The following is a 20,157-nucleotide window of genomic DNA, read 5'->3' as shown; positions in this document are numbered from 1 at the left end:
CACGCTGAGCGTTTGGTTTCATGCCAGGCGCTGATCCTGCCGCGAAACGGCTCGCGTCAACTCCGCGTTTCATAGATCCGCTATGGCGTGCTCGATTGATGCTCGACGGCTCTGAAGCCTAAGCTTTGAGCGAAACGCAAAAGATAGCCATCTGGATCGAGTACCAAGAAATTCAGCTCGCCGTGCAGACGCTCGTTATCTCGGTACCAACACTCTTGAATGGGTCTGCGCAATTCAATACCAGCATCTTCGATGGTCTTGGCCAACGCGTTGGCATCAGAGCACCGAATTGAAAGATTCATCCCTCGACCATAGGGAGCTAAAAGAGGACCAACACGCCATGGAGACTCCTCCATGTCATCCTGCTCCAGCATCAATTGGCTCCCTTGAAAGGACAGGAAGGTGAAGTTGTCTTCTGGGCGTTCGTATTCAACTTGGAAGCCCAGGATCTGGCAGTAAAAATCCAGGCTTCGTTTTAAGTCAGAGACAATCATCTCTGGAACCAACGTATTCATCTTCATAAACGGACTCCTTGTCGTTGATAGCACATCCTCAAGCAGTGGGGCGGCGTGTCCATTTCTGCTTGGCTTTTCTTGTAACTTAGCGGCGTATGCTCTAAAGGATTTTAAATTCTACTCCAGTCCGCCGACTTAAATATCTGAAAAACCATAAGGCTGAAGCTCGGCGATCTGTGAAAGTAGCGTAAGATGCTCTACCGCTTTTACCTTCCCAAGATGTTCGAGAGTATCCGCCCCACCAAGCATCAATGCAGGAACAAAACCATACATTTCATCGTGACTTAATACTCCAAGCTTTTTCTTCGCCGGCTTCAATAGCCGGCCATAATCATTGCTCTCTAAATCCCTTGTGAGCAAGAAGTTTCTCAACTGCTTGTCCATTTGCTCATCGCCAAGAGCGGAGCTAAAAGTCAAATACCTAGAAAGAATGCTTGTTATATTTAAGGAGGCGCCTGTTTTTTCTCCCCAAAAATAAAGGTCACCAAAGGCGCTTCGGGCAATCAAGTGATACGAGTCAAGTTTTTCAAGCGGCGTCCCTTCAAGCCAAGATGCCACAACCCCCTCATACTCTTGTGGGTTGACCAGCCAGAAAGCACCATCACCATAACCACACCATCCATGCTCGGCCCAATACACCAATAGCTGGTCTGGCAACTTTCCTCGATAACGCTCAATACTCGACGATGGCACCTCCTGTCGGTCAATCGGAGCACCAAATTTTTCTATGATCCTGGCAAACACTCTATCCATTGGCATCACCTTTTCCGGCTAGCATTTATGTAAGCTGACGTTGAGCGATCCACACACGCCTGCCGACGCAGCGGGCGAGTGAAATCGATCAGTTGCTGCTGCATAAGTGGCAACTGGATTTAATACTTCAGGCTGCGTGCCCGAATGTATGCCTTAAAAGCTATATGGCTCAAGCTCTGCAAGCTGGGACAGCAGGATTAAATGCTCGACTGCTTTTAGTTTCTCAACATGATCAAGGGATGCCGATCCACCAAGCATTAACGCTGGAACAAAACCATACATTTCATCATGGCGCAACGTGCCGAGCTTTTTCTTCGTCGGCTTGAACAAATCATCGAAATCGTTGTACTCAACTTCTGTAGATAGAAGAAAATTTTGTAGCTCTCTATCCATTTCCTCACTTGTAATTTCAAAGTCGTGAATAACACACCGAGAAATACAGCTGGTAATTTTAAGCGAAAATCCTGTTTTTTCTCCCCATAGGTACAAGTCGCCAAAGGCACTGCGGGCAATCAGGTGGTAGGTATCTCGCTCTTCAAAACTCGTCCCTTCAATCCAGGACGCTACCACCCCATCGTACTCTTGCGGGTTCACTATCCAGAAAATTCCCTCACCGTAACCGCACCAACCGTGTTCGGCCCAATATTCCAACAACTTATTGGGCAGCTTGCCTCTATAGAACTCAATGCTTGACAGTGGTACTTCCTGCCGGTCAATACGTCCGCCAAAGTTTTTTAAAAAAATTGAAAACACTTCATCCATTGCTTTTCCCCTTAACATTTATGAAGCTTGACATTTAGATAGGTGTCACCGCGCAAAGTTTCTGGCACGGCCTCCACTGCCCTCTTCAAATTTTTTATTTTTGGTCCCCACTGAGGGCCTATACTGGAATTTACTTGTCGATCACCGAAATCAGCGATGATATCGTTCCCGCCAGCGCTCAGATCAGGGTTGTGAAGTCCTGCAAGGTTTGACATCGTTTCCTTGGCTTTTTTTACACTCTCTGCTTTCGCAGCTACGGGGCCCATCGTTTTCGAATATTCCCTTTGAAGTCGTGTTTGCAAGCTGGCTTGTAAATCTTTTCGAGCCCGTCTGGCAGCCGTTTGGCTACGCTTAACCGGATTGGCGATATTCTCTAAATACTCATCAACCGTCAGCCGATTCAGCCCGTCCTCTTGACCCTTTAACTGTCGCTCGAATTCTCCAACTTTAGAGGCCGGCATCTTGTCAGCCTTGAAGCACTCGACGTCATGGTGCGGCATAGTGTATGGCTTGCCTTTGGTCGGGCCATTGTCTTTTTCAACTGGACGGCTCGGCGGCGGCTCCTGCCGACCAATCGTAGCTTTGCGAGATGATGAGGATTGCAGGTCGGGGCGCTTTTTCAGCGCGTCTTCATGCTTGAGCATCCATTCGCCTAACCGTGCCCCTTTACCACTGGCGCGCATTTCCTGGGCAAGAACATGTGCATTTCCCCGACCACGGGTAAGGTAATCGACGATGGCACCCAGCAGCAGGGCAACCACCTCTACATGCCCTAATGCAATCTGATGAGTCGCTCTGTGCTGCGCGAAGGGGTCATCGCGGCTGTATGGACTTAATCCATCATCCCCCTGTGTGCCCTCCCATGCGATATTGATGCCGTCCACGTAGTATTTGCCAATGGCAGGCAAACCCTCTACGAAAAATTCAGCAATGGACGTTAAGCCCAATACTCCCAAGATCCAGGTGCTGACTTGAAGGCCCATTGCGGCACCTGCAGCTCCCATTGGGATGGCACCTGCACCACCAGCAAAAGCCCCTACGCCTGCGCCGATTGCTCCCCCGGTAAGAACGCTGCCCGCGACAATCATCGCCATTTGAGTAACGACACTTAGCAGCTCGTGAAGGATGCTGGAAATATCAAGCTCGGAAAAACGTTTCCGTAACAGCTCGGCGGCTTTCCATTCCGCGTGGATGAATGCAGTTCTGACACTGTTGACGCGACGAATGTTCAGCGACACGGAGGCCACGTATTCGTTGAAGTGGGTTCGAAAACTCGCCCCCCCTTGGTAACCCATCTGGCTGGTTATACGGTCTTCAATCTGCTGCCATGACGGCACTCGACCTAAAAACATGTAACGTCTCCCTGACTTTATTTATGTTCCAATTCACAGTACCGAGGAGAATATGAGAGCAAATCAGCACACCATATATCAAACACTTTCGGTGACTGAAAATCCAAAACACGTCACTCAATAAGCATTGGGACTCGTACAACTTCCAGGTCAAAGCGATAAATTAACTTACCGAAACAACTCTGGATTGCGAGTAATAGTTTCCATCAGCGCATCCCCGGTCGACAACCCAGCCCGAACCATTTCAGTGAACGCTTCCAACGCTGGGAGTGAGCTCTGGTTTTCCAACGTTCCCTTCATAAACGCTACAGCCAATTCATTGAGTTCAACACCACCTCTTTTTTTATTCCCAAGGCGGGTGAACATTTCAATAACCTTTGCCCCCGTGGAAAACTCATCTAAATCAAATTTAGAGTTGAATATCATTCCTAACGAACCGGTGATGTGAGATTCAGGACGAGACCAGTCATTACGCAGCTCGCTGCCTTGGTCTGCAATTTCCAATTGCTTTCGAACCTTAGTCGGTATCGTTGCTACCGCTTTCTCTCGACTGTAATAACTACGACTCGCTAGTGCAGCGGCATCCCGGACAACCTTCCACATAATGAACCACAATTGCGCGACGCTATATTTTCGCAGCCCGTGCCGTGCCGTACCCTCGATCTTTTTAATAGCCTCAAATTCAAGGATTTGGTTATGCATCGAACATTGATAGTGTAGGTACCTCATCACGTCGGTAACAGCGTAGTCTAGCCAGAGATTAGTCAGTGCCTCTGCATCAGAAAATTCTCGTTCAAGCAATAAGCTGAAAGCATCCTCTGCTCCTCCTAGCCTGGTATCTGGCGGAAGAAAATAGTGCGCCAGAGATTTTTTGTGCCAGACCGTCCCATCTTTAATAAAATAGGCCTCAGCGCAGGCAGCAGTGGGATCGTCTTCAAGAATATCTTGCGCATACAAGCGATCAATGAAGTCATCCGCCCCCATTGGGGTTAACTCATCGCAGTCGACCCGATTGAATGTCCCCTGAGTAAGTCGTTGCCCGACCAACGCGTGAATTGCCTGAAGGATAAGTGCCGCGTCATCAGTCAAATCAATGTAGGAAATCGCTATAGTCCGAGCGCGTGCGATATAAGGTGCAAGCTGTTTTTCCAGCTCGGCCCTTTGCGCAGCCGCTCTTTTATCTTGTTCTTCCCGTTCGCGCTCCTGACAGTCGTGACAAGGGTGATAGGATCGCTGAGGTGTTTTTTTGGCATCGGTTCGGCCATTAACTCGCATTGCCTTATTACACACCCGGCAAACTTGATTCTCGTCATAGGCCCAACAAATCTGACGAACAAACTTAGCGACTGCACCAGGTTGAGTGATCTCTCGAAAGGGCACTAGATCGCTCACACGCTCAAGATAGGCCCCCTCCTCGTCCATGGCCCAATACCTCAGCGCAAGCGCGATCTCTTGCTCATCCTCGGTTAGAAACTTCAGCCTCACTGCCATGCGTCGACCCACACAATCGATGAAAAACAGCCCCTAAGGACACGAGTTATTGGTTCTATTGAGCGAACCCAACAGACTCTCGGGCCCTCGAAAGAAGACCGTAACTTGTTGTCTACGGTTCGCTACAGCTGCTCGCTACTTATGTGCGTATTTATAACCAGCGATTAGAAGCCATGCAAAAATTAATAAATGTGTTATTGATTCCTGCCACATCAACATTCTAGCTACATTCTTGAGAATAGAAAGTCAGGCAACAGCGACTTATGTAGTGCGAAGCGACTTACATAAGTTGGTTTCATTAAACAATTTAGATCAACGCTGCCATATCTACTTCTTCTCCCCCCTCCCTACATCGTCCCGCCATAGCAGTGGGCAGCACGGGTCAGTGGGAGCGGGCTTGACCCGCGAAGCAGGCACTGCGGTGAAAGGCACGGGCTTCGCCCGTGTTCGCGGGGCAAGCCCGCTCCCACAGGTAGTGCAAGACAGTTGCCCACCGGGTGCTAACTGCCAGCCAAGACAATTCGCGGGGCGGAGCCTAGAAGAGACAAAAAAGCCCGCGTGAGGCGGGCTTTTGGGGGGCTCGACTGCAACAAAAGCTGCATCGGAGCTGGATGTGGTGCCGGAGACAGGAATCGAACCTGCGACCTTCGCGTTACGAGTGCGCTGCTCTACCGACTGAGCTACACCGGCGTGGCACCAACGCTACCACTGCCGAATCACTTACGCAAATCACTGTTTAATAACAGCTATTGCTCACTGTGCCGGGGCGCTTTTTGCGGGCTTGCAGCCGGCGGGGGCGAGGTCTTCTTCGAGGGTGCTGGTGCAGGTCCAGCCTGTGCTGGTGCGGGCCCAGGTGAGGGTTTTGCCGACGGCGATGGCTGGGGCGTCTACCAGGGTGCAGACGATGCTGCCAACGCCTGTGGCGGCTGTACCGGTGGCGGTGATGCTGCAGTTGCTGGTGGTGGCCTGGCCGCCCAGGGCGGTGACATCGGTGACGTCTTTGCCTTCGTTCATGCGCAGGTCGAACGGGGTTTTCAGCGCGCTGATTTCCACCAGGGCGGAGGTCGCTTTGCTGCGGATCTGGTGGTTGGTGTACATCGGTAAGGCGATGGTCGCCAGGATGCCGATGATCGCTACGACGATCATCAGTTCGATCAAGGTAATGCCACGTTGCCCTTTCATGGACGGTCTCCCTCACAAAATTGGTTCTGCTCAGCCGCACTTCGGCGCAGGCTGCCAACAAGCGCGCCAGTAGGCCCGAATAGACACTTTTTGTCACCCTGCGCCTGTCATTCATTCATACCGGCTCGACTACTCTAGTGAGCAGCGGGCACTCCTGCCCGCCGCACGAGCCGCGAAGCTGTTTCCGGGTTTGTGCGGGCCACGCCACAAGGATGTCGCGATGACCAAGAAAACCTACAGCTACACCTGGCAAGGCACGACGGCGCAGGGCGCATTGGTGCGAGGCGAAAGCCGCGGGCACAGTCCTGCCCTGCTGCGTGTGGAACTGCGCAAGCGCGGCATTCGCCCCGGCAACATCGAGCGGGTGCGGACGCAACTGTGGCGCAGGCAGGGCAAGCTGGGTGCTCGCGAGCTCAGCCAGTTCAGCCGCCAGCTGGCCAGTTTGATCGGCTCGGGGATCGCGCTGCTGCAGGCGTTCGAGGTGATTGCCCAGAGCAGCAGCAATCCGGCACTGGTTGCGCTGCTGGGTACGCTGAAGGCCGATATCAGTGCGGGATGTAATCTGGCGGATACCTTGCGCAAACACCCTCAGTATTTCGATGCGCTCTACTGCAATCTGATTGCCGCCGGTGAGCAATCCGGCAGCCTGGACACGGTGCTTGAACAGGTCGCCAACCTACAGGAGCAACGCCAGGCACTGCGGGCACGGTTGAACAAGGCGATGCGTTATCCACTGATTGTGCTGCTGACCGGGCTTGGCGTTTCCGCGCTGTTGCTGCTTGAGGTGGTGCCGCAGTTTCAGGCGATGTTCAACGGCTTCGGCGCTGAGCTGCCAGCATTCACCCGGCGGGTGATTGGCCTTTCCGACTGGTTGGGGCAGTACGCTGGCGGGTTATTGCTGTGTGTGCTCGCGGGTGCCTGGGGTTTGCACCGCACCTATCAGCGCCAGCCCGGGTTTCGTTTGTGGTGCCTGCATCAGGCGTTGAAGCTGCCGGTGTTCGGCGCTTTGCTCAGCCATGCTGCGCTGGCCCGTTTCGCTCGTACCCTGGCCACCTCGTACGCGGCCGGTGTACCGCTGCTGGAGGCGCTGGGGCCGGTGGCCGGTGCCTGTGGTAATCCGTTATATGAACAAGCGGTACTGCGCTTGCGCAAGGATCTGGCCAGTGGTCAGTCGTTGAGTCAGACGATGGCTTACAGCGGGCTGTTTCCGCGGCTGATGCAACAGATGTGCGCCATTGGCGAGACAGGCGGTACGCTGGACGATATGCTCGCCAGAGTCGCCAGCCATTATGAAAGCGCCATCGAACGCTCACTCGATAACCTGGCCAGTTTGCTCGAACCTCTGATCGTGTTGATTCTCGGGCTGCTGGTGGGCAGCCTGGTGATCGCCATGTACCTGCCAATCTTTCAGTTGGGTAGTGTGATCTGAACATGGACTTGATGGATACGCTGGCCAGCCAGCCGCTGTTGTACTTGAGCGTTGCCCTGCTGCTGGGGCTGATCGTCGGCAGCTTTCTCAATGTGCTGGTGCATCGCTTGCCGCTGATGCTGCAACGCCAGTGGCAGGCAGAGGCTCGGGAGGTGCTGGATTTGCCCGAAGTGCAGGCCGCCGAGCGCTACGATCTGTTCCTCCCCGCCTCACATTGCCCGCACTGTGGCCACCGTATTCGCGCCTGGGAAAATATTCCGCTGCTCAGTTATGTGTTACTGCGCGGGCGCTGCAGCAGTTGCCGCAGCGCCATCAGTCCGCGCTATCCGCTGGTGGAACTGGGCTGTGCGGTGCTGACGGTATTTGTTGCCTGGAGGCTGGGCGCCAGCGCTGCAGCACTGGCGCTGATGCTCCTCAGCTGGGGGCTACTGGCGATGAGCCTGATCGATATCGAGCACCGGTTACTGCCCGATGCTCTGGTATTCCCGCTGTTGTGGCTGGGGCTTATCGTCAATGCCTTTGAGCTGTTCGTGCCACTGGAAGATGCGCTGTGGGGTGCGGTTGCGGGCTATTTGAGCCTGTGGTCGGTGTTCTGGCTGTTCAAGTTCATCACCGGTAAAGAAGGCATGGGCTACGGCGACTTCAAGTTGCTGGCGCTGATTGGGGCTTGGGGCGGCTGGCAGATTCTGCCGCAGACATTGCTGATGTCGTCGCTGTTGGGCGCGCTGATTGGCCTGATTCTGTTGCGCGCGAAAGGATTGAAGACCAGCACGCCGATTCCCTTTGGTCCTTATCTGGCCATCGCGGGCTGGATCGCGCTGCTCTGGGGTGGTCAAATAACCGCTTCTTATCTGAAATTCTCTGGATTGTGATGACCACCGCTGCTTTCACTCCCTGGATTCTCGGCCTTACCGGCGGCATCGGCAGTGGCAAAAGCGCCGCTGCCCAACGTTTTGTCGAACTGGGTGTGCATCTGGTCGATGCCGATCAGGCAGCACGCTGGGTGGTCGAGCCCGGGCGTCCGGCGCTGGCGCGGATCGTCGAGCACTTCGGCCCCGGCGTGCTACAGGAAGACGGGCAACTGGACCGCGCGGCACTGCGCCAGCTGATTTTCAGCAACCCGGAGCAACGGCGCTGGCTGGAAGCGCTGCTGCATCCGTTGATCGGTCAGGAGATTTTCAGTTACCTGGCCAAGGCCGAGTCGCCTTATGCGGTGTTCGTCTCGCCGCTGATGGTCGAGTCGGGGCAGTACCAGCGCACCCAGCGTCTGTTGGTTATTGATGCCCCGCAAGAATTGCAGGTACAGCGCACCCTGCTACGCGATCAGACCAGCCCCGAGCAGGTCGAGGCCATTCTCAAGGCCCAGGCCAGCCGTGAAGAGCGCCTGCGCCATGCCCACGATGTGCTGGTCAATGACCGCGACCTGAACTGGCTGCACTCGGAGGTCGACCGCCTGCACCACTTTTACCTGACTTTGCGAGGAGGCCAAGCATGAGCCAACCCCTGACCGTTGAATGCCCAACCTGTGGCGCCCCCGTTGAATGGAACGCAGCCAGCCCGTTCCGGCCGTTCTGTTCCGATCGCTGCAAGTTAATCGACCTGGGCGCCTGGGCCGCTGAAGAACACAAGATCCCGGTAGCCCCGGACGCTGAAGACGAGCTGTTTTCCGGCGAGCTCGATCCGCGCGCTCACCACTGATCCTCAGCGCCCGGAGTCGTCATCCTTCCACGGCGCCTGCAAATAGCGGGTGCGGTTGAAGGTTTCCAGCCACTCCGGGCAAAACACCACCAGTGCGCTGACCACCATGCCGTTGATAAAGGCCTCGGGAAAGATGATCAGCCACAGGTAGCCGATAAAGTCTTCGATCCACTCCGGCATCACGAAGCGCCCGTCGAACCACAGCAGCCCCAGGCCAAGCAGCAGGCACAGCAGTGCCGCCAGGGCAGCGGCAAAAAATCCCGAGCAGAAGATGTACACGAACAGGTTGCGTGGCTGCGCGCGCTCCACAAGGATTGCGCAGACCTCGGTGACCAGCACCGGCAGGCCGATGAACAACAGGCCGTTGACGCCCATGGCGGCGAGGTCCTGACGGCCAAGCAAGATCAACCCGATCTGCGCCAGCAAGCCGCCAACAATTGCCAGCGGCCAGTCCAGTAGCAAGGTCACGGCGGTCATGCCGATGAAGTGGTACGACACACCGTTGTCGAAGTCGCGACGTACCAGCCACAAGGCAAACAGCGCGAACACCGTGCCGAACAGCAAGTGCTGACGGCGGCTGTCGGTGAACAGCTCGACCCAGCGCGTACGCGCCATTGCCCACACCAGCACAACGACATAGCCGACCCACCCGACGGTCAGGCTAAGGTCAGACAGCACTTGAGCATCAATCACGGTCGCGCAGCCCTTCTTCCAAGACTTTATCGGCAGTCTACACCTCAAGCCACGCGCTCACGGCGTTGGCCTTCGACTATGCTCAGACTATCGACACTGGCGCAGGCCACTGGATAAGCAGTCGTGGGCAGTCCTGACGCTCCTTTGCAAGGAGTTGGTCATGCCCAAGCATCTTGTGCTGTTTTCAGACGGTACCGGCAACAGCGCCGGGAAACTGTTCAAGACCAATGTCTGGCGGCTGTACCAGGCAGTCGATCTCAGCGACCCAGCCAATCCGCAACAACCCAGGCAGTTCGCCTTCTACGATGACGGTGTCGGCACCTCGGCGTTCAAGCCGCTGGCGCTGGCGGGCGGTGGTTTTGGTGTCGGGCTGGCGCGCAATGTCATCGACCTGTACCTGTTCCTCTGCCGAATGTATACGCCGGGCGACAAGATCTACGTGTTCGGCTTCAGCCGCGGTGCGTTTACCGTCAGGGTGTTGATCGGCCTGATCATGACCCAAGGCCTGCTGCGCTATCGCGGCAGCGAGAGCGACCTTGAGCGTCTGGCCTGGGACGCCTATCGCGCCTTTCGCCGTGAGCGCTTCCCCAGCCACTGGGGGATAAAACTACTCAGGGACTTGCGCGACCGCTTCCTTGCAGTCAAGGATCTAGTCCGTGGCAATACCCCTTACCGTGAGGCCGAACGTATTGGCCTGCCAGACTCTGACGCGCCGATAGAAGTCGAATTCCTTGGCTTGTGGGACACCGTTGATGCTTACGGCTTGCCGGTGGATCAACTCACGCGCGCCATCGATAAGTTCATCTGGCCGCTGACCATGCGCGATTACAACCTCAGCCCCAGGGTTCGCCACGCGCGCCATGCACTGGCGCTGGATGACGAGCGCAATGCCTTTTACCCACGCTTGTGGAACGAAGCGCCCGACCCGCAATACCCCGAGCAGGGCGTGCCGAATGCCAACCGGCGCAGCCGCCACATTGACGGTGAACGCATCAGCCAGGTGTGGTTTTGCGGTATGCACGCCAACGTTGGTGGCGGCTACGCCGACGACAGCCTGTCTTATGTGCCGTTGCAGTGGATCATGAGCGAGGCCGACAAACACGGTTTGCGCCTGGAACCCTCGATCTGGAACGAACTGATCGCCCTGTCGGACGAGAACGGCAAGCTCTATGACTCGCGCCACGGTATCGCCAGTTACTACTGCTACAACCCGCGGCGCATCGACCGGCTCAATCGCACCGATATGGTCAGGGTACCCAGGACCAAGGTGCATGAAAGCGTGTTGCGGCGCATCAGGGTCGATCCCGACGGCTACGCGCCGATTAGCCTGCCGCCGAATTTTTCCGTGGTACGCATCGACGGCAGCATCTGCAATGTCGAGCAATACCTGACGCAGATGGATGCCAGGCAAGGCAATGTCCATCCAGATGGCGTACCCAGGCGCTGGATGAAGGGCTTCAGGGCGGCCCGCGAAGATGTTTACAACACCGTGTGGCGGCGCCGTGTTGCGTACTTTCTGACACTGTTCGTGTCGTTGGCGCTGGTGGCCATGCCGCTGTTTGCGCCTGCACGGGGCAGTTGTCAGGAAACCCTGTGCATGCTGAGCAAACCTGTGCGCCTGCTCGATTATGTGCTGCCTGCATTCGCCAGTACCTGGACGGCCTCTTTTGCCAGCAACCCGAATGTGTTTTTGCCGCTGCTGTTGGCGCTGTTGATCTGCATGGCCTGGGGTAAGCGCCTGGACACGATGATCCGGGACAAGATGCGCCGGGTCTGGTACGGCATTGCACCACTCAAACCCAGCTCAGTAGCCGCGATGCCAGCGCTGAAAAAACCTACGCTGCGCGACCGGGCCATCCATCAGTTACGCACGCATGCGGCCTACAAGGCGTTCATGTATTTCCTTGGCTATCAGCTGCTGCCCTTTGTGTTTGTACTGGCCATTCTGGCCGGTGGCATGATGCTGCTGGGCCAGCCGCTGTTCGCCTGGGGCGCTTCGTCAAGCGACCTGTGCCAGGCGCAAGGTGGTAGCGACAACGGGCAGACCACCTTCTGGTTCGACACCCGTGACCCTTGCGCCTATTCCGGCCTGCAGGTGCACAAGGGCCACACCTATCAGGTCACCCTGCAAGTACCCGAGCAATGGCGCTGGAGCGATAAAAACACGCCAGCCAATCCGGGCGGCTACGAATGCCCGCTCAAGTTCCCCACCTCGTGGGCCATCGCAATCTCAGGCCCGACACGCCGGCACACTGACCAGCCGTGGTTCCTGACCATGGTGCAAGTCGGCGCCAACGACAGCAACAGCTATGCACTTGCAATCAGGCCGCCCCCCGCTCTGCCGCCGGAGCTTTGCGAAAATGGCGGGCCAACCATCACAAAATGGCCCAAGGCTTGGCGCTGCCCGCCTGACGCAGTACCCGTCGAAGGTGGCCGGGTGTTCAGCAGCAGCTTTACCGCACAGGCGGATGGCCCGCTGTTCTTTTACGTCAATGAATCGGTGAACTGGCCGTTTTTTACCACCTACCTGTACGGCAACAACCAGGGCTGCGCACGCGTCACGGTGAGCGAATCGCGTTGAATAGGCGTCGGAGGAACTGCAATGCGCTGGATGTTCATGGTGCTGGTACTGATCACGACCGGGTGCGCCCAGGACCTGAGCGAACTTGGCTCGATTAAACCAGCGGATCAGCAAAATCTGGCCAAGCCTAAGCTGGAGTTCTTTGGCGTGGCCGGGTTTGTGCTGCGCTGGCGTGATGAAGCGGTGGTGTTTGATCCGTTCTTCAGCCGCCCTTCACTGCTGCAACTGTTCTGGCTAAGGCCCGATATCCAGCAGATCGACGAAAGGATGCCGAACATCCCGGAAGCAACCATGCTGCTGGTCGGCCACGCCCACTACGATCACCTGCTCGATGTGGCCTGGGTGATGAACCATAAAACGCCCAACGCCACCTTCTATGGTTCCCGTACCGCCGGGCACATCCTACGAGCCGAAGTGCCGGCTACGCGCAAGTTCGAAGACGCCGAGGCGAAAATGGCCTGGCTACCCGGCCCCAACGGCCCGCGCCCGGTTGCCCGTGACAACGGCTGGTTCACCTCAAGCAAAGGCGCCATCCGCGCCATGCCGATCCAGAGCAGTCATGCCCCGAATGTCACCGGTGTGGACTTGATGGGCGGCAGCTACAGCCAAGACCTGAAGGCATTGCCCAAGGCCTTTTGGAACTGGAAGGAAGGCCAGACCCTGGCCTGGCTGGTGGACCTGCTGGATGAAAGCGGTAAAACCGCATATCGCATCCACTTTCAGGACAGCTCAAGCGATGCACCTTACGGTTTCCCTCCCGATTTGGGTGATAAGCGACGCATCGATGTCGCCATCTTGCCAGTGGCATCGTGGGTCAACGTGAAAAAATATCCACAGGCGCTGATCGCACTGACTCAACCGCGGCTGGTGGTGCTGTGTCACTGGGAAGATTTCTTTGGCGGCGAACTGGACGATCCCAAAGTGTTACGCGGCGAGAAAGACGAACCGGCGATGTACCGGATTGTGCGCACCACCCTGCCAAAGGATTCAGAGATTGTGATGCCCATGCCGTTTAGTGAAATCGCCCTGCCGACGGTAAACAAATAATGCCAGGAGGGATACACCATGACTGACTTACCCAGCATTCTCAAAGAAGTTCTCGACAGCTCCACCGTGCTTTCCGGCTGGGCGGTGGCAATCGGCGGAGCCACAGTGGCCGTCATCATTGGTACGTCGCACAACCGGCCTGACAGCTGGCCCCTCCGATTGCTTTACCTGTTGTTCTTACCCGGCTGGGCTGGTCTTGCCTACTCCATTTATCTGGGAAATCAGCTAGTCGGTAGTTACCTGGCAACACGCTTCAACCCCAGCTCCATCGATGTTATTTCCGAGCTGATCAACAATTTGTATGCCGATCAACGTTCCTACTTGCTGTGGTCACTGGCTTTTTTTGCCATCTGGCTCACCGGGTACACCCTGGCCTGGATATTTCTCACAAAGCTGCGTGCAGGAGACAAGCAATGAAAATACTGCCCTGGACACTTCTGGGCCTCGGCCTTTTGAACTCACATGCCCAAGCCGACTGTTACTGCTTGTCCTACCCCTTCGAACCAGCCCCGCCCTGCTATATGGAGTGCACCAAAAACATCGTTGATAACAACGGCAAGGACGTCGACAAAATCCAGAACTTACCGACCGGGGTGCGCAGCAATCTGCAGATCCTGATCGAAAGAAAACAAAGCGCTCAAGCGATCAACTTTAACGCCATCACCAATGAGTACAACCTGGGAAAAGTAGCGTCCAAAGTGCAAAGACAAGAAAGCCTGGAAATTCAGAAACCAACTGGTACGCAGTTTGATCGTCAACGAACACAGCAAATCTACCGCGCGCCAACTGGCCCAGCAGAAGGCATGTAAGCGACTTTGTTCATGCAGACACAATTGAACGCTAAGCTTGTCCCCATGGACGACTCAGATTACCTGCGCCTGCTTACCATTCAGGCCGAACAAGCCAATGCGTTTCTCTCCAATGCCCGCAAGTGGGAACGCGAGCGTTGGGTTTGCCAGCGCCTGTTGCAAGGCTTGAACATTCCTTACCGTAGCGAGGACTTCACCCCCGCCGGGCAAGAGCCGCCTGACGTATTGTTTCGCGATGCGGCCTTTGAGGTGTTTTTCGTCCTCGACGAAGGCCGCCGCCTTAACGACGAATGGCGCGAAGAGTTGCAGCGGCGACGCAGTGCCTTTTCGTTGAGCCAGTTGGTGCGCCGCGAGGCCCGGCCACGGCGGATCAGCGCTCAGGAATTGTTACAGCGTTTGGCGCCGACCTTGCGCAAGAAGTCCCATAACTATCAGGAACGCGGCCTTGACCTGAGCGAGTTGGATATCATCGCCTTCGCCAGCCTCAAGCGCGAAGTGCTCGATCTGAACAGCCACTTTCCACCGCCCACCGAATACCTGCGCCAGGGCTGGCGTTCGCTTTCGCTAGTGGGGCCAACCTTCGCCAGGGTGCTGTTCGCCCACCCCGATGCACCCGACTTTCTGCGCAGCAACCTGGGGCGCAGCATTGTTTTCGATGTTGGAATCAGCCTCTGAGCTGGCCCCCTGCCAACGCGTAATGGCATAAATTGCCCGGCGGTGATACAAAGCGCAATCATTCGTCATCACGACCGTGCGTGACTGCACGATGGGGCTTGCGTAAACAACTACAGTGAACCCTGTAGCGTCCCTTCAGTCACAAGCGTCTACCTGACGAGGCCCTCATGACCAGCCGCCTGAATCCCGAAGACCAACGTCGTGTCGATCAATACCTGCAAGCACCCCAACATCAAGTCGAGCGCAAGCCTTTTCGGCCGTGGCTGCTCCTTTGGATGGTGGTGCTCGTGACCGTTGGCCTGGGCCTGTTGAGCCGCCTCCTGAGTAACCTGGTGCTATGAGCTGCCTAGCGCTCGCCCAAACCGCCCGCCCTGAGCGGCCGATGACTCACGACCAGAATTCCGTAAACCTTATGAGATATCTCCATGACTCACCGTATCGTGATTGTCGGCGGCGGCGCTGGCGGCCTGGAACTGGCGACCCGCCTGGGTAAAACCCTGGGCAAAAAAGGCAGCGCCAGCATCACCCTGGTCGATGCCAACCTGACTCACATCTGGAAACCCCTGCTGCACGAAGTGGCCGCAGGCTCGCTGAACTCCTCGGAAGACGAACTGAACTACGTGGCTCAGGCCAAGTGGAATCACTTCCAGTTCCAACTCGGCCGCATGAGTGGCCTGGACCGCGAGGGCAAACAGATCCAGCTGGCCGCTACCCTCGATGAAGAGGGCCGCGAGCTGCTGCCTGCGCGCACGCTGGGCTACGACACGCTGGTGATTGCTGTAGGCAGTAACACCAACGATTTCGGCACCCTCGGCGCGGCCCAGCACTGCCTGTTCCTCGATACCCGCAAGCAGGCAGAGCGCTTCCATCAGCAACTGCTCAACCACTACCTGCGCGCCCATGCCGGAGATCAGGCCAACGAAACCATCAGCGTGGCGATTGTCGGTGCCGGTGCCACGGGCGTGGAACTGGCTGCCGAACTGCACCACGCCGCGCACGAACTGGCCGCCTATGGCCTGGATCGCATCCAGCCCAAGGACATGCACATTACCCTGATCGAAGCAGGCCCGCGGGTGCTGCCGGCGCTGCCTGAGCGCATCAGCGTGCCGGTGCACCAGACCCTGGAAAAACTCGGCGTTACGGTGATGACCAATGCCTCGGTCAGTGAAGTGACGGCAACCGAGCTGAAAACCAGCAATGGCGATGTGATCCCGGCGAGCCTCAAAGTCTGGGCGGCGGGTATTCGTGCACCAGGCTTCCTCAAGGACATCGATGGCCTGGAAACCAACCGGATCAATCAGTTGGTGGTGCGCCCTACCCTGCAGACCACCCTGGATGACGATATCTTTGCCTTTGGCGACTGCGCCGCTTGCCCGCAGCCGGGTAGCGACCGCAACGTGCCGCCACGGGCCCAGGCGGCTCACCAGCAGGCCTCGATGCTGGCCAAGTCGTTGAAGGCGCGCCTGGAGGGCAAGCCGTTGCCAACCTACGCCTACCGCGACTACGGCTCGCTGGTATCGCTGTCGCGGTTCTCGGCGGTGGGTAACCTGATGGGCAACCTGACCGGTAGCGTGATGCTTGAAGGCTGGTTGGCGCGGATGTTCTACGTGTCGCTGTACCGCATGCACCAGATGGCGCTATATGGCACGTTCCGTACGTTGATGTTGATGCTGGGTAGCCGGATTGGTCGCGGTACCGAACCACGCCTGAAGCTGCACTAACGCCTACACACCGGTAGGAGCGGGCTTGCCCCGCGATCGCGGTTTGCCTGACACACCGCGTTCGCGGGGCAAGCCCGCTCCTACAGCGGAGGTAATGCAGAAACGAAAAAAGGGCACCTTTTGCAAGGTGCCCTTTTTTCTGAATATGGTCGGGGTGAGGGGATTCGAACTCCTGACATCCTGCTCCCAAAGCAGGCGCGCTACCGGACTGCGCTACACCCCGGTAAAAAAAAAGCACCCGTTACGGCGCCTTTTTTTCGTTGACCAGCCGCTAATGGCGAACTGATCTTTTAAGATCCAAATCCAGCGAACCGGACTCGAAAATGGTGGGTCGTGTAGGATTCGAACCTACGACCAATTGGTTAAAAGCCAACTGCTCTACCAACTGAGCTAACGACCCAAATATGGTCGGGGTGAGGGGATTCGAACTCCTGACATCCTGCTCCCAAAGCAGGCGCGCTACCGGACTGCGCTACACCCCGAAATTGGCTCCGCGACCTGGACTCGAACCAGGGACCCAATGATTAACAGTCATTTGCTCTACCGACTGAGCTATCGCGGAACTACAAACTTCGTTACAGCAATTTCGAAAACTGTATCTCTACCGCTTCGAACTCTTCGACCTTGTGCATCGCTGCGTTCATGTCTCTGAGGCGCGCTATTCTACAACCTTCAAAACCCTTGTCAACCCCTAATTTGCATTCAACTTACTGATTTGCAACTTTTTTTCAGATTCCCGATTTTGCTGGGAAGCTGCGGGGTGACATACAGCGGGGCGCACTTTACAAGCACTGGAGAAAAAATGCAAAGAAAAAAAAGGCCTCGAATATCGAGGCCTTGATTTAACCCTATGAAAGGTCAGGCGAAGACGATTTCCTCGCCCTCGACCTTGGCAGTAATTACTGTGCCCGGCAAGAACTTGCCCGCCAGAATCAGCTGCGCCAACGGGTTTTCGATCCAGCGCTGAATTGCCCGTTTCAGTGGCCGTGCGCCGTAGACCGGGTCGTAGCCAACCGCAATCAGTTTATCCAGCGCCTCGTCGCTCAGCTCCAGGCTCAGGTCGCGCTCAGCCAGACGGCTACGCAGACGGCCCAACTGGATCTTGGTGATGCCGGCAATCTGATCGCGTCCCAGCGGCTCGAACACCACGACTTCATCGATACGGTTGATGAACTCGGGGCGGAAATGCGAGCCCACTGCGTCCATCACTGCCGCCCGTTGCGCTTCACGATCACCCACCAGGTCCTGGATCTGTGCCGACCCCAGGTTGGAGGTCATCACGATCACGGTATTGCGGAAGTCCACCGTGCGTCCGTGGCTGTCGGTCAGGCGACCGTCTTCCAGTACCTGCAGCAGCACGTTGAAGACATCCGGGTGCGCCTTCTCGACTTCATCGAGCAGCACTACAGCATAAGGCTTACGGCGTACCGCTTCAGTCAGGTAACCGCCCTCTTCATAGCCGACATAGCCTGGTGGAGCACCGATCAGCCGTGCCACGGAATGTTTCTCCATGAACTCGGACATGTCGATACGCACCATCGCCTCTTCGGTGTCGAACAGGAACTCGGCCAGGGCTTTGCACAGCTCGGTTTTACCCACCCCGGTCGGGCCGAGGAACAGGAACGAGCCGCTAGGCCGGTTCGGGTCCGACAACCCAGCGCGCGAACGGCGTACGGCGTTGGAGACCGCGACAACGGCTTCTTCCTGACCAATCACGCGCTCGTGCAGCAGGCTTTCCATTTTCAGCAGTTTTTCCCGCTCGCCTTCCAGCATCTTGGCCACAGGAATACCGGTCCATTTGGACACGACTTCGGCAATCTCTTCTTCCGTCACCTTGTTGCGCAGCAACTGGTTCTCGGCCTTGCCGTGCTGGTCAACCATCTGCAGGCTGCGCTCCAGATCCGGGATCACCCCGTACTGCAGCTCGGCCATGCGGCTGAGGTCGCCTTTACGTCGTGCGGTTTCCAGCTCCTGGCGGGCCTGTTCGATTTTCTGCTGGATCTGTGCCGAACCCTGTACTTCGGCTTTTTCCGAGGTCCAGACTTCTTCCAGATCAGCGTACTCACGCTCCAGCCGGGCAATTTCTTCGGTGAGCTTCTCCAGACGCTTGAGCGCCGCTTCGTCGTCTTCTTTCTTCAGCGCCTGGGATTCAACCTTCAGTTGAATCAGGCGGCGCTCCAGACGGTCGAGCACTTCAGGCTTGGAGTCGATCTCCATACGAATGCGGCTGGCCGCTTCGTCGATCAGGTCGATCGCCTTGTCCGGCAACTGCCGATCAGTGATGTAACGATGGCTGAGCTTGGCCGCGGCGATGATCGCGCCGTCGGTGATCGCCACCTTGTGGTGCACCTCATAACGCTCTTTGAGGCCACGCAGGATGGCAATGGTGTCTTCTTCGCTCGGCTCTTCTACCAGTACTTTCTGGAAGCGTCGCTCAAGGGCGGCATCTTTCTCGATGTACTGACGGTACTCGTTCAGCGTCGTTGCACCGACACAATGCAGCTCACCACGCGCCAGGGCGGGTTTGAGCATGTTGCCGGCATCCATGGAGCCTTCGCCCTTACCGGCGCCGACCATGGTGTGCAGTTCGTCGATGAACAGAATGATCTGCCCTTCCTGCTTGGACAGTTCATTGAGCAGTGCTTTAAGGCGCTCTTCGAACTCACCGCGGAACTTGGCACCGGCAATCAGCGCCCCCATGTCCAGCGACAGCAGACGCTTGCCTTTCAGGCCATCGGGCACTTCACCATTGATGATGCGCTGGGCCAGGCCTTCGGCGATGGCGGTTTTACCCACACCTGGCTCACCGATCAGCACCGGGTTGTTTTTGGTCCGGCGTTGCAACACCTGAATGGTGCGGCGGATTTCGTCGTCACGGCCGATGACTGGGTCAAGCTTGCCGTCTTCGGCACGCTTGGTCAGGTCGACGGTGTACTTGTCCAGGGCCTGACGCGACTCCTCGGCGTTCGGGTCGTTGACAGCTTCGCCACCGCGCAGGTTGCTGATGGCGTTTTCCAGGGCTTTTTTGGTGACACCCTGGCTGAGCAACAATTTGCCCAGTTTGCTGTTCTCGTCCATGGCGGCGAGCAACACCAGTTCGCTGGAGATAAACTGGTCGCCCTTCTGCTGGGCCAGACGGTCTGCCTGGTTGAGCAGACGCGCCAGATCCTGCGACATGTTCACGTCACCGGTCGGGTTCTGGATTTTCGGCAGTTGGTCGAGCTCTTTGCTCAGCGCTTTGCGCAGGCTGTTGACGTCAAAGCCGACCTGCATCAGCAGCGGCTTGATCGAGCCACCTTGCTGATCGATCAAGGCTTGCAACAGGTGCGCAGGCTCGATGGCGGGATGGTCCATACCAACGGCCAGGGATTGGGAATCGGATAAAGCTAACTGTAGCTTGCTGGTCAAACGGTCTATTCGCATAAGTTACCTTCCTTTATGGGCAGGCC

General features: G+C 56.7%; 19 protein-coding genes and 5 tRNA genes. 11 read left to right on the top strand and 13 right to left on the bottom strand.

All coding sequences use genetic code 11. The annotated features are described in order from the left end of the window. Nucleotides 1–80: 80 nt before the first annotated feature. The 7 genes from ACVWSC_RS04465 to ACVWSC_RS04435 form a co-directional block, all read right to left on the bottom strand. The gene (locus tag ACVWSC_RS04465) at nucleotides 81–521 is read right to left on the bottom strand and encodes a bleomycin resistance protein (protein WP_442112223.1); all 441 of its coding nucleotides are present in this window, start codon (nucleotides 519–521) and stop codon (nucleotides 81–83) included. A 129-nt stretch (nucleotides 522–650) separates the two neighbouring features. Further along, on the bottom strand, nucleotides 651–1,268 hold the full coding sequence (locus tag ACVWSC_RS04460; protein WP_442112222.1) for a GAD-like domain-containing protein: 618 nt from the start codon (nucleotides 1,266–1,268) through the stop codon (nucleotides 651–653). A 153-nt stretch (nucleotides 1,269–1,421) separates the two neighbouring features. Beyond that, complete coding sequence (locus ACVWSC_RS04455) at nucleotides 1,422–2,030, bottom strand: GAD-like domain-containing protein (protein ID WP_442112221.1); 609 nt, start codon at nucleotides 2,028–2,030, stop codon at nucleotides 1,422–1,424. An 11-nt stretch (nucleotides 2,031–2,041) separates the two neighbouring features. Next, nucleotides 2,042–3,382: a DUF6861 domain-containing protein gene (locus ACVWSC_RS04450; RefSeq protein ID WP_442112220.1), complete on the bottom strand. Its 1,341-nt coding sequence runs from the start codon at nucleotides 3,380–3,382 to the stop codon at nucleotides 2,042–2,044. A gap of 168 nt (nucleotides 3,383–3,550) precedes the next feature. After that, nucleotides 3,551–4,873, bottom strand: a complete 1,323-nt coding sequence (locus ACVWSC_RS04445; protein ID WP_442112219.1) for a hypothetical protein — start codon at nucleotides 4,871–4,873, stop codon at nucleotides 3,551–3,553. Nucleotides 4,874–5,487: 614 nt separating this feature from the next. Continuing rightward, nucleotides 5,488–5,563, bottom strand: a tRNA-Thr gene (locus tag ACVWSC_RS04440). A gap of 63 nt (nucleotides 5,564–5,626) precedes the next feature. Then, nucleotides 5,627–6,055, bottom strand: coding sequence for a pilin (locus tag ACVWSC_RS04435; protein WP_442112218.1), 429 nt, complete (start codon nucleotides 6,053–6,055; stop codon nucleotides 5,627–5,629). Nucleotides 6,056–6,275: 220 nt separating this feature from the next. On the opposite strand from ACVWSC_RS04435, the gene ACVWSC_RS04430 reads away from it, so the two are divergent. Genes ACVWSC_RS04430 through yacG form a run of 4 tightly spaced genes read left to right on the top strand, consistent with a single transcriptional unit; the run spans nucleotide 6,276 to nucleotide 9,182 of the window. Next, nucleotides 6,276–7,484 (top strand): type II secretion system F family protein, encoded by a 1,209-nt coding sequence (locus tag ACVWSC_RS04430; protein WP_442112217.1) that lies wholly within the window; start codon nucleotides 6,276–6,278, stop codon nucleotides 7,482–7,484. Between the two features lie 2 nt (nucleotides 7,485–7,486). Then, nucleotides 7,487–8,356 carry a prepilin peptidase gene (locus ACVWSC_RS04425; protein WP_442112216.1) on the top strand — a complete coding sequence of 290 codons (870 nt, stop codon included), beginning with the start codon at nucleotides 7,487–7,489 and terminating at the stop codon, nucleotides 8,354–8,356. Next, entirely contained in the window at nucleotides 8,356–8,979 is a 624-nt protein-coding gene (gene coaE, locus ACVWSC_RS04420; protein WP_442112215.1) for a dephospho-CoA kinase, read from the top strand. The genes ACVWSC_RS04425 and coaE overlap by 1 nt, the downstream gene beginning before the upstream one ends. Next, on the top strand, nucleotides 8,976–9,182 hold the full coding sequence (yacG, locus tag ACVWSC_RS04415) for a DNA gyrase inhibitor YacG (RefSeq protein ID WP_442112214.1): 207 nt from the start codon (nucleotides 8,976–8,978) through the stop codon (nucleotides 9,180–9,182). Before coaE ends, yacG begins: the two co-directional genes overlap by 4 nt. A gap of 3 nt (nucleotides 9,183–9,185) precedes the next feature. On the opposite strand, the gene ACVWSC_RS04410 is transcribed toward yacG, so the two are convergent. Continuing rightward, on the bottom strand, nucleotides 9,186–9,875 hold the full coding sequence (locus tag ACVWSC_RS04410) for an energy-coupling factor ABC transporter permease (protein WP_442112213.1): 690 nt from the start codon (nucleotides 9,873–9,875) through the stop codon (nucleotides 9,186–9,188). A 160-nt stretch (nucleotides 9,876–10,035) separates the two neighbouring features. On the opposite strand from ACVWSC_RS04410, the gene ACVWSC_RS04405 reads away from it, so the two are divergent. The 7 genes from ACVWSC_RS04405 to ACVWSC_RS04375 all read left to right on the top strand — a co-directional run bounded on the left by ACVWSC_RS04405 (nucleotide 10,036) and on the right by ACVWSC_RS04375 (nucleotide 16,708). Then, nucleotides 10,036–12,456 carry a DUF2235 domain-containing protein gene (locus ACVWSC_RS04405; protein WP_442112212.1) on the top strand — a complete coding sequence of 807 codons (2,421 nt, stop codon included), beginning with the start codon at nucleotides 10,036–10,038 and terminating at the stop codon, nucleotides 12,454–12,456. Between the two features lie 21 nt (nucleotides 12,457–12,477). Next, a complete protein-coding gene (locus tag ACVWSC_RS04400; RefSeq protein ID WP_442112211.1) occupies nucleotides 12,478–13,503 on the top strand; it encodes an MBL fold metallo-hydrolase in 1,026 nt (341 codons plus the stop codon). An 18-nt stretch (nucleotides 13,504–13,521) separates the two neighbouring features. Continuing rightward, entirely contained in the window at nucleotides 13,522–13,920 is a 399-nt protein-coding gene (locus ACVWSC_RS04395; RefSeq protein ID WP_442112210.1) for a hypothetical protein, read from the top strand. Further along, nucleotides 13,917–14,312 carry a hypothetical protein gene (locus tag ACVWSC_RS04390; RefSeq protein WP_442112209.1) on the top strand — a complete coding sequence of 132 codons (396 nt, stop codon included), beginning with the start codon at nucleotides 13,917–13,919 and terminating at the stop codon, nucleotides 14,310–14,312. Before ACVWSC_RS04395 ends, ACVWSC_RS04390 begins: the two co-directional genes overlap by 4 nt. A gap of 45 nt (nucleotides 14,313–14,357) precedes the next feature. Further along, nucleotides 14,358–14,987, top strand: a complete 630-nt coding sequence (locus tag ACVWSC_RS04385; RefSeq protein WP_442112208.1) for a DUF1780 domain-containing protein — start codon at nucleotides 14,358–14,360, stop codon at nucleotides 14,985–14,987. A 167-nt stretch (nucleotides 14,988–15,154) separates the two neighbouring features. Beyond that, complete coding sequence (locus ACVWSC_RS04380; protein WP_133216309.1) at nucleotides 15,155–15,328, top strand: DUF3094 family protein; 174 nt, start codon at nucleotides 15,155–15,157, stop codon at nucleotides 15,326–15,328. A gap of 84 nt (nucleotides 15,329–15,412) precedes the next feature. Continuing rightward, nucleotides 15,413–16,708, top strand: coding sequence for an NAD(P)/FAD-dependent oxidoreductase (locus tag ACVWSC_RS04375; RefSeq protein ID WP_442112207.1), 1,296 nt, complete (start codon nucleotides 15,413–15,415; stop codon nucleotides 16,706–16,708). A 146-nt stretch (nucleotides 16,709–16,854) separates the two neighbouring features. On the opposite strand, the gene ACVWSC_RS04370 is transcribed toward ACVWSC_RS04375, so the two are convergent. From ACVWSC_RS04370 to clpB, 5 genes are all read right to left on the bottom strand, one after another. Then, nucleotides 16,855–16,931: transfer RNA gene (locus tag ACVWSC_RS04370), tRNA-Pro, on the bottom strand. A 101-nt stretch (nucleotides 16,932–17,032) separates the two neighbouring features. After that, nucleotides 17,033–17,108 (bottom strand) — tRNA-Lys (locus tag ACVWSC_RS04365). A gap of 5 nt (nucleotides 17,109–17,113) precedes the next feature. Further along, a tRNA-Pro gene (locus ACVWSC_RS04360) sits at nucleotides 17,114–17,190 on the bottom strand. 4 nt (nucleotides 17,191–17,194) lie between these two features. After that, a tRNA-Asn gene (locus tag ACVWSC_RS04355) sits at nucleotides 17,195–17,270 on the bottom strand. Nucleotides 17,271–17,566: 296 nt separating this feature from the next. Next, a complete protein-coding gene (clpB, locus tag ACVWSC_RS04350) occupies nucleotides 17,567–20,131 on the bottom strand; it encodes an ATP-dependent chaperone ClpB (protein WP_442112206.1) in 2,565 nt (854 codons plus the stop codon). Nucleotides 20,132–20,157: the final 26 nt, after the last annotated feature.

Source organism: Pseudomonas sp. NUPR-002 (assembly GCF_056322725.1).
The sequence above is the reverse complement of the archived record's forward strand: the minus strand, read 5'-3'. Positions and strand labels throughout refer to the sequence as shown.